The organism is Novipirellula herctigrandis, assembly GCA_007859835.1.
Lineage (GTDB): Bacteria > Planctomycetota > Planctomycetia > Pirellulales > Pirellulaceae > Novipirellula_A > Novipirellula_A herctigrandis.
Genome location: SJPJ01000001.1, coordinates 6,688,279 through 6,697,886, shown reverse-complemented (window position 1 = coordinate 6,697,886; position 9,608 = coordinate 6,688,279). Strand labels below are relative to the sequence as shown.

Annotated in this window: 7 protein-coding genes; all 7 read right to left on the bottom strand. The window is 51.8% G+C overall.

Features of this window, described 5'->3' with window-relative positions; translation table 11 throughout:
* Positions 1-275: 275 nt before the first annotated feature.
* Positions 276-986, bottom strand: a complete 711-nt coding sequence (locus tag CA13_RS24595) for a GAP1-N2 domain-containing protein (RefSeq protein WP_146401203.1) — start codon at positions 984-986, stop codon at positions 276-278.
* Positions 987-1,006: 20 nt separating this feature from the next.
* The gene (locus CA13_RS24590) at positions 1,007-1,924 is read right to left on the bottom strand and encodes a TRAFAC clade GTPase domain-containing protein (protein ID WP_146401201.1); all 918 of its coding nucleotides are present in this window, start codon (positions 1,922-1,924) and stop codon (positions 1,007-1,009) included.
* On the bottom strand, positions 1,921-2,946 hold the full coding sequence (locus tag CA13_RS24585; RefSeq protein ID WP_146401199.1) for a formylglycine-generating enzyme family protein: 1,026 nt from the start codon (positions 2,944-2,946) through the stop codon (positions 1,921-1,923). The genes CA13_RS24590 and CA13_RS24585 overlap by 4 nt, the downstream gene beginning before the upstream one ends.
* 58 nt (positions 2,947-3,004) lie before the next feature.
* Complete coding sequence (locus CA13_RS24580; protein ID WP_146401197.1) at positions 3,005-3,550, bottom strand: hypothetical protein; 546 nt, start codon at positions 3,548-3,550, stop codon at positions 3,005-3,007.
* A gap of 186 nt (positions 3,551-3,736) precedes the next feature.
* On the bottom strand, positions 3,737-5,095 hold the full coding sequence (locus CA13_RS24575) for an FHA domain-containing protein (protein ID WP_146401195.1): 1,359 nt from the start codon (positions 5,093-5,095) through the stop codon (positions 3,737-3,739).
* Positions 5,092-6,750, bottom strand: a complete 1,659-nt coding sequence (locus CA13_RS24570) for a response regulator (RefSeq protein ID WP_146401193.1) — start codon at positions 6,748-6,750, stop codon at positions 5,092-5,094. Before CA13_RS24570 ends, CA13_RS24575 begins: the two co-directional genes overlap by 4 nt.
* Positions 6,747-9,602 carry a hybrid sensor histidine kinase/response regulator gene (locus tag CA13_RS24565; protein ID WP_146401191.1) on the bottom strand — a complete coding sequence of 952 codons (2,856 nt, stop codon included), beginning with the start codon at positions 9,600-9,602 and terminating at the stop codon, positions 6,747-6,749. Before CA13_RS24565 ends, CA13_RS24570 begins: the two co-directional genes overlap by 4 nt.
* Positions 9,603-9,608: the final 6 nt, after the last annotated feature.

Sequence of the window (9,608 nt, the reverse complement as noted above, 5' to 3'; positions counted from 1 at the left end):
GATTCTTCCCCTTATGACCGATTCTTCCCCTTATGACCGATTCTTCCCCTTATGACCGATTCTTCCCCTTATGACCGATTTTCCCCTTATGACCGACCCTGCGAATACGCCTTAATCACCGCTGGGGCATAGACACGCCGCTTGGGCTGCAGTTTTCCAACAATCTGTTTCACTTCGGTGCCCAGGGTGTCGCAAACAAGGAACGCTCGCACTAGAACCCGTCACGGCAACTTTGACATCCGTATCGACACGCCCCACAGGGCGACAAAAGGAGTTCAGGTTGCACTGAGATACTGAATGCCTTGCGAATCCAGAGTCTGCTTGTTCGGCGAATCGTCCGACGAAAAGAAATGAGCCTGAAAGGGACGATTCACCGAAGCTGACAAACCCGTAGTGAAGCTGAAACACTTTCGAGATTCTGCGGGCATCCTCGATATCAAACAATCGACAAAGTCCAACGGTTGATCAAGTCCACCGACGGCTACGCGGCGGGAGTCGTCGAGAAGCTCAACAACTTCATCAACAACACAGTCGTCAATCTTTCCAACCGAGTTGCGACTCTCCGCAATCGAACGAATCGGCAGCGTAGCTGGTGGCAGCTGTGCGCACGACTTATCCAGTGGAAGGCGAAGCCAGCCAATTCCCATCGCCGTTCGAGCAACCGCAATCGGATTAAATCCATACGCAGCGAACTGTTCATCACGGAGCACCAGAAACAGCGTAACCACTTCGGTACCACCGCGACCACTGTACTCTGGGCCTCCGAGAACGGTGCGTGTAATTGCGAACGAGTTATTGGAGATCGGGAAACAGTTCAACGTCCAATGGCTAGGATTATCGCTCGGCAATCGAGTCGGAGCCCATCGACACAATTCTATGCGGGAGGCTCGGTCCAAGCCCGAGGACTTCGAGATTAACTGATAGCCCTTTATGCTGCCGCGATCGGACGACGCGAATACAGCCTGCTCGACGTTCATGGTTTCCATGTTGAACGAACCTTTGCTGACTAGTCTTGATTGACGATCCACTGAAGCGGTTCCAGCACACCACACGGTTGTACATGGAACGGAATGCGCATCCTACGACCTTGTTGGTCGGCGAGCAGGCCCGAACTTCCAGCTACGCCGGAGGCAAAGAATGCGTGACGCTTAAATTTTTCACGACAATACTCGTGCAAACGTGACGTGTTATTGGCAGCGAATTCACCCGGATTTTCCAGTGCTTCGGGACAGTCGTCACATTTCGTAAAAACGATCGCCACCGCCGGTCCAGCGTTGCGTTTTCGCCGCGTGATCTTGTCATTGTCTAGCCCGTGCATGTGAGCAATATAACTGGCCAACTTAATGGCGAAGAGGTCCTCGCCAGAGCCCAAGTCTCGAACTCGGATTGAATCACACAAGATCAAAATCCCGCTCGACTTTTTCACGACGTGGCCGATCACCGGGTAGGTTCCCGCTTGGTTGACTTCCATCGCAATGGATTCGCCAGCAAAGTCCGGAGAGATCAGGTCCACATTACGTGTCTTTTTCTTTTGAGCGACCGAGATCTGGCAATGCAACCACTTCCATGCATCGGCTTCCGAAGGAGTTTTTTCAGGAAAGGTACGTCCCTCAAGCGCCGAGACGACTTGCTCTTGAAGATCCATTGAGAAGGCACTGGTCGCAAAACCTCGGAACGATTTAGGGCCTTTGCTAAGAATGTCCAGCAGCAAACCTAGATAGACTGTCTTGCCCGCATTGCTAGCGCCCAAAACTGAAACGAAACTCTGGGCCCCGCCACGCATCGCTACCGTTTGCGAGAGCTTCGAGGGCGTATCACATTCAGGACAATATTCGTCTCGCTGAGAAAGCCGATAATTGCAACAAACGCAGTGGAGCACGATCGGAGGAAAATCACTGCGTGTTTGATTCGCTGAGGCGATCATTGGCCACCAACAGATGAGGTTATCGAGTGAGAAGGGTCCACCAAAGCATTATTGCTAACACAGCATCGAAAGCCGACATTGTGGCCGCGATATAAAAGTGGTTGGCCGGTACGAAATTGGCAACTCGCTTGCGTTTGGAAATACGTATCAAACGCACCGCCGCGAATCTCAGCCATTGTTTCATTCAATGCGTTCGAGACACTGGCATCCGTATCAGGACAGAATAAAGTGTTCACCCATTCCCATACATTACCAATCAATTGCCGGACTCCATTCGGCGTGCTTGCGGCGCTAAATGATGTAACCGGAACCGTATCACCGATTTCACTGGCCCACACGTTGGCCTTTGACGGGTCGAACCCATTTCCCCAAGGATATCGCAACTCGGTCCCGTGACCGCAGTGACCCTTGGACCAAGTCCCGGCACGCTGCCACTCGTCGGACAATGGCAACCGTTTCCCAGCCCAATTTGCATAAGCGTTTGCCTCGTGCCAGCAGACCCCAACGACTGGATGATCCAGTTTTTGTGGCGGTGGAGTTCCATCGGACCAAAATTTGGGCCCTGCTTGTCCCGTGCTATCGACAAACTGTAAGACAATTGGCAGAACCGCTTCGGGCCAATACTCTGGATTTCCGTAGCCATCAGCCATCACAAACCTTGCAAAGTCAGCGTTTGTGACGCAATCGCGGTCGACGTAATGGGACTCGACGGTAATCACTTGATCGGGGGTAGAGACCATTTCAAAACCCGATTGGGTCGCGACAATCACGTCACATACACGGCGAATCTCACCGCCTGGAACCAGCGCCATATCGTGTTCGAGGGCTTTCCATGCAAACGATAGTGATACCTCATCGAATGGCAATTCATTCTGCTTCGCCAAGACACGGCAGTAGCGTCGATTTCGAATCAGCCGGCGAGAGTCAGGTGGTGCGTCTGCTACATCCGGAAAAACAGGAATCGTGTCATCCGGCACTCGACATTTCCAGATCCCCACCGCATTGGTTAAAAGCGTTGCCAAGGACAATTCAATTCTCCGCAAAATAGTTCATCGATTGATGCTCGATTTCGAGTTTCCATTACCGCCGTCCCAAATGAGGCCGGCTCGATTCGATTTCTCGCCGTAGACGTTGAAACTGTTGAACAGTCGTATCTGATGAATGTTTGACGTTCGAACTGAGCGAATCTGCCGAAGGTATCGGTTCGCTTTCGTACCGCTCTGGGCTCGTCCTGGTCACCGCAGAAACTGCGTCACCGGAAACCGAAGATTCTTGCGAACCGAGCATTTGTAGTTCCTTAGCCTGGAGAAGTTTACGTTGCTCCGCCTCAAGATGAAGCCAAGCTTGGGTAATTTCATCCAGTTTTCTTTGGATTTCTAACTCCTCACATTGGCGTTGGTTGTCCCACTCTGCTTGCTGACGCTGAAAATCCTTAATGCGTTTGCGAAGTTGCGGATCTGTGGTGGGAAGTGGTTGGTGCGAAACCACTGTATCCGATAATCGATCCAACCAGCACGACAGGAATTGGTCAACGTCGGAGACGACGACTTGCAACTCCTCCACCGCCGCTGCAACGACCATTTCCGATTCTTCTGTATTTTCGGGTTGTGTGTATGTTTGGTTCATCGAGTGTCTTGAATATGACGAATTTAGCGACAAGCACGTCGCCCACTTCTCAAGGATCTTTAACAAGATCCACTACCTCAAAACTAAAGGTGGATGAAGCACTTGCTTTTAGTCAATATTGAATCGCAGGCTAGCCGCCTACGCTACGTTAATCCGCCTACTACCAAACTTAGTTTTGACGAAGCACTAGTACTCGACTCGCTTCCAGAGCTTTGTGAGACGCGTGACAATGGATGCCTCCTTCTCTTCCGCCTTCTCCTGCTCGTGAATCTCACGCAGGTGCTGACGTAAGCCTTGAATCCGTTGCGCAGTCTCCGTGTCGGCAGTGCAGTCAGACTTGGGAAGTTCTTCGACTTTGGCCAGTTTGCTGGAGAGTTCATAACGCAGACGTGAAAGCTTAGCATGTTCTTTGGCTATGTTCACGCGTTCTTCACGCAGGCTGAGTTCCTGATCGCTGGAAATTTGTTCGCACCGTTGCTCGAGTGAACTCTTCTCTTTCTTGAAACGTGCCAATTCCTCCTGCAACGACTGATTGGTTGCTTGTAGGTTCTCTAATGTGTCTTCGTATTGCTTTGGAGCATTTCCGCTAGCAGCAGCCTGTCGAAGTTGCTCTCGTAGTTTGTTCTGCAGTTCTGTCGATTCCTTCAATTGCTGATTAAGGACATTGATCTCCGCTGCATGTTCTTCTTCATGTTGTCCAACTCGGTTTTCAATATCGGCAACCCAGGCTTCCAACTGTTTGCGTTCCTCTTTCGCGGACCGATTTGCCTCTTCGGCTGTCGTCAAGATCTCTTCGAGCATCAAGACGCGTTCATCGCTACGGTTGGCTTCGTCAATCAGTTCCTGCATTCTTAGCATCACGGTATCCGGATCGGAGTCCATCGTATCGTCGTGGCCCTGTTCACGCCGCTCTTCACATCGTGCGCAAGACTGCTCGAAATCTTGCGCGGCATCACGTTGTGCAAGGGCCGCCTGCAGGTCTTCGATCTCTGCAAAAAGCAAGGCGACGGTCTCCTTGTCATAAGTTTCCTCCTCTGCAAATTCAAACAGCCCGGACTCAAAGTCGACTGGCTCGGGAATGTCAGAAATCGGCATGTCCTCGATGCACTCTTGATTCATTGCTCCATCAATTTCCGACACCACGACCTCTTCCGTTGGTGAAACGCTGAGTTCGAATTCAGGAGTTTCAGATTCGAAACGCTCTCTTTTTGGCACCTGCAGAGTTCGGTCGTCAGACACCAAGATTTGATGCTTGCCGATTTGAATAACATCACCAAGTCGCAGTTCAACCTGTCCCGACATTTCCTTACCATTGACGCAGGTCCCTTCGGCCGATAACCATTCCTGGATATGCAACTTGCCGTTTTCACTCGAAACATGGCAATGAATACTGCACAACCCAGGACCGTTTAGCTGCAATCCACAGTTCGTTGATGATCCAACAAAGACACTCTGGTTTGATTCCAAATCGTAATTACGAGTTGCACCGGTCGGGTCCGTTGCGATCAAACGAATCGTCTCTAACATAGTATCTTCTTTGATCATGATTGGACTCCAACCGAGTTATCGACGTGTTGATTCAACGGTGCGACTTGAACCGGGGCAACCGGGGGCGCGTCCGACTGGACATGCTGTTCGCGTGCATCGTTCGACGCAGACTTGCCACCAGCAAGCAGTCGGTCCATTTCGCGGAACATCAATTCTGCGGTGCAGGGCCTAGCAATGATTACCTGAGGATCAAATCCAACGCGAGCCATCCAATCGATCGGCGGATCGTTGGCCGTAGAACCCACTAAGGCAATGCGTTTTATTCTTGCAGCATTGGGGTTTTGGGTTGCAAAGAGTTTTCGGACCATCTGGCAACTTGATTCGTCATCAGCGGCAAATATTAACGTATGTGGCAGGACTCGCTTGAGCAAAAGTTTAAGGGCCAATTGGTCCCGAACAACCTTCCCGACGTAACGATTGTCACTGTCCTCCAAGGACGTTCGAAGGTTTTGTGCTGCCACAGCGTTCGGTTCAAAAACGACGAACTCGCCGCGAACTTGGTGAGTTCTCTGTTCCACAATCTCTGCCATGACGAATCCACGCATGACTTGGTGTACCTCATCGGTGTTCCAACCGAGGGCGGAGGCGAGTTCGTTAGCATCTTTCGGTTCGGAGAGTACGTTCAAGACTTTCATATGCCGCGCTGATAGCCCCGCGCGATCGAGGTTTTGCCCTCGAATAGCTCGACGAACATAACACCGATTGTCCAACTCCGTGGTCTCTGAATCATCGTTGTAAAATGCGCCTTCGACCAACAGCGCAAGCAAGCTAATATCCAATGGTAGATTCTTGTGCAGCGCATTTGGAGAGTTCCCGAAATCAAAACGAAATTTGCTGAGTTTGCGAGTGAAGGCGGAATGGACCAGCATTGCAGCCTGGAAGCGAAGTAGCTTCGTCATCAATCGCGGATCCAAGACCTTTTGGTTCAGCAACTGAACAAACCCGTCGACTTCAGCGCAACTACGACCGCCGATCGTCATCCTCAACACGGGCGCCAAATTCACCAATGATTGCGGAAGTAGGCTCACCATGCGATCGATCTCTTCAGATTCAACTCCTGAGGCATACACACCTTGAATTCGCCCATTGTTCAAATGAAATCGAATCCGTGAGCGTTCGGCTTCGACCTCCAACACACCGGTTTTGCGTCCATTAGTGAGAAAGTCGATCAGTTCGCGAAGTCCGATGAATGCGAATGATCCCGAGACATCCGCGTCTTCCAACTGCTCAATGACTTCGGGAACCGCGGTGCCACCGGACTGTGACGTGACGACCATCACCGCGGTCTCGATTGCGTTAGCGACTGTGGATTGCAGCAATTCCTCGGTGTAAGGCTTCGGAAGCATGTCGACAACGTTGTCTAGGTCGAGGTACTCGGCGTACGCTTTCTTGCGCAATGTCGAGCTGACGACAACAGGGATTCGACAAAGCTTTGGTGACTCGACCAACCGACAGCAGACCTCATAGCCGGTTGTGCCAGGCAATTGATGATCCAACAGAATGAGATCAGGGTTCACCTCGGCTGCCAGCTGCAAGCCATCCTCCGCGTTCGGTGCTAACACGACGCGGAATCCTGCGGGTGTCAGGTGAGTGTCGACAAGTTTCCGAATGGTGGCACTATCATCAATCACAAGTACTGTTTTTTCGCTCATTGGTTCTCTCCGTTTGGCCTAGATGTTTCTGTTGAGTTGGCTCGTAAATCTTTTAGCGGCTCGATGCCTTTTAGCGACTCATCAAGAGATTCGTCTGCGACTGGCTTCATCAAATAGCAATGAGCACCTAACTGTTTGGCGCGGTCTGTGAATTCCACTTCGCCGCGACTACTGATGATGACCACGGGCGGCGATTGGGCACCTTGGCGTGATCGGATCTCTGACAGTAGTTCCATGCCGCTGACGTGAGGCATTTCCATATCGGTAAAGACGGCTGCGAAACGCTGTCCTTTCAGAAACTGAAGTGCTTCCCGGCCGTTGGATGCTTCAGAGATGTCGATGGCATATCGTTTGAGCGAGCGAACAACACGTTTCCGGGCACTGATTGAATCATCGACGACGAGCACTCGCGGTCGAATCGCGGTATCGCCCACGCACTGTTTTTCCGACTGGCCGAGAGTGCCGGATGACATCACCGCTTTGGTCGATTGAAGTAGTTTTCCGTGCGATTCTACAACGCGGTGTGCGTCAAGGAATAGAACGGTCTGTCCCATGCCTGAAAGAGTTGCACCGGAGCAGAATGGATGGTTCTTTAAGAGCGCAGGAAGTGGGCGCACAACGACTTCCTCGGGGCCTACGATCTCGTCGACCAACAGCGTAATGCGGGACGGACGATCACCAGTTCCCTGCGTGGTTGGATCCATGCAGACTATCTCGATCCCTTGACGTGGTTTGCCGTTTTGGCCTGCAGTTGCGTTCAAGAGATGTGACAAGACGAGACAATTTGATTCCATGTCAATAACCCCCGCTCTTTGCACAGACTGCATCGGCAAGGCGAACAGTTGGTCGGCTGATCGAAACACCATTGCGTGTTGAATCACAGATGGCAGCGGGAAACTCAGGCGAATTCGTGTGCCCCGGTTTGTATCCGAGTCGATTGCCAGCCAACCTCGCATGCGTTGCAACGTGTTAGCGACAACATCCATCCCAACCCCACGGCCAGCGGTTTGGTTGGCGGTTTGTCGAGTCGAAAATCCCGGATGAAAAATTAGCTGAGAAAGTTCCTCGTGGCTGGCCATTTGGTTTGCGGCCAAAAGCCCTGTTTCGATTCCCCGACGCCGAATCGCGTCATAGTCCAGCCCTCGTCCGTCATCACGAATCTCGATCACAAATAAATCGGGACCTGAAGTTGCTTCGAGCGTGATTGTACCGATGGGGGGCTTTCCACATCGAGCACGTTCATCAACCGATTCGATTCCGTGACAGACACAATTCCGAACGATATGCAGCAGTGGCTCATACAAACGTTGCTGCAATGAACGCTCAATCCCAGCATCTTCACCGAGCAGTACCAATTGAACTTCTTTGGATTCCGCGTGTGCTGCGTCGCGAACCACCCTTTGCAATCGACGGAACAGACCTGCTACGGGCGTTCGTCGAAGCTCCACCAGCTCTTTGCGAAATTGGCGAATGAATTGTGATACAGCCGTGTTCCCTTCGGCGACCGGACGCGCACAAGTGCGAACATTCTGGGCAACTTCCAGCACGTCATTGGCGATTTCTGAAAGCTGCGATGAACTAGAGACGACGACACCATCGTGGTTCTCGTTGCTCAGTAGCCGCATCTTTGAAACACTTCCGATCAGCTCATGATATACCTCTTGTAACTCGGATAGTTCTGTCTCGCGGCGATTTCGAAGCATCACCAACTCGGCAAGCATATCCATGAGTCGATTGAGCTGCGACGATTTCACTCGCACCGACTCGTCGTCCGACTGGCCCTCGTCAAAGGAAGCGAGGGGGGGGGGCGACGCTTGCTGGCCAGGAAGGTCAGTCGTGCTGTGTGCGGGAAATTGCTCCGATTCTGGCGGAGAGGGCCCTGACCCTTCGGATACTTGCGAACGGATTGAGTCGACAATCTGCAACAATGAATTGATTTTCGGGGCTCGACCGGCGACTTCATCTTCGCGAAGGCTGTCTTCCAGTTGATGCAGTTGATCCGCCAAATCATTCAGCGCCACGCTCGCTGAAGCACCCTTCAACGTATGTAGTTCTCGACAAATTTGATTCAACGATTCCTGGTGCTGGGGATCCGACTCCAGACGAAGCAGCGCCGCTTCCATCGAACTGACACAACTCGCCGCATCTTCAAGAAACGCCTCCCGAAGTTCGGGATCAAGTGATGCGATTGTCACTGTCGGTGGTTCCGCATTGGATGCATTCGCTAGCTCTGATGCTGGCTCATGCGAGAGCATCGCTTCGGCACGAAGCTCAGATGATTCCGATAGGTGGTCCGACGGTGGTGTGTCTGTCTGTCCCAATGAGCTGAGCAAGGATGCGATCTCAGCAGCGCTCGGCGCGACAACATCGGCATCGGTATCGTGATTCTCCTCGGAGTCGCTTTCTTCGCAATCGCCGATGTCCCACACGTCGTTCGTGGATAGATCGTTCGCGGAAAGATCGTTCGTGGATAGATCGTTCGTGGATAGATCGTTCGCGCACAGATCAAATTCGAATTCATCATCTGCCACCAATCGATCTCCCCAACGTTTCAATGCCTCCGTTTGAAGCGATTCGATTCGTTCAGAGTTGGGAGCTTCCGATTCCATGGCTAACTGAATCTCTTTGAGGCTGCTATCGAGGAAGGTCTTGATTCCTTCATCGATGATATCATCGCTAAGCGAGCAATCATTTAGTTGAAGCACTTGGCATACCAACGTCGCGAAGTTACTCAAGTTGTGCTGTGACGTGCCTTCGGTTGCCAGGTGTACTTCGCTCAATAGCTCACGCGATTCATCGAGCGAGAGCTGCGAGTCTTGCTGAGCATGATCAGAATTGATGTTTGTATCCATAATGCC

Coding starts and splice junctions, on each gene's coding strand:
- CA13_RS24595 (WP_146401203.1), bottom strand. CDS start 986: ATGGAAACCATGAACGTCGAGCAGGCTGTATTCGCGTCGTCCGATCGC.
- CA13_RS24590 (WP_146401201.1), bottom strand. CDS start 1,924: ATGATCGCCTCAGCGAATCAAACACGCAGTGATTTTCCTCCGATCGTG.
- CA13_RS24580 (WP_146401197.1), bottom strand. CDS start 3,550: ATGAACCAAACATACACACAACCCGAAAATACAGAAGAATCGGAAATG.
- CA13_RS24575 (WP_146401195.1), bottom strand. CDS start 5,095: ATGATCAAAGAAGATACTATGTTAGAGACGATTCGTTTGATCGCAACG.
- CA13_RS24570 (WP_146401193.1), bottom strand. CDS start 6,750: ATGAGCGAAAAAACAGTACTTGTGATTGATGATAGTGCCACCATTCGG.
- CA13_RS24565 (WP_146401191.1), bottom strand. CDS start 9,602: ATGGATACAAACATCAATTCTGATCATGCTCAGCAAGACTCGCAGCTC.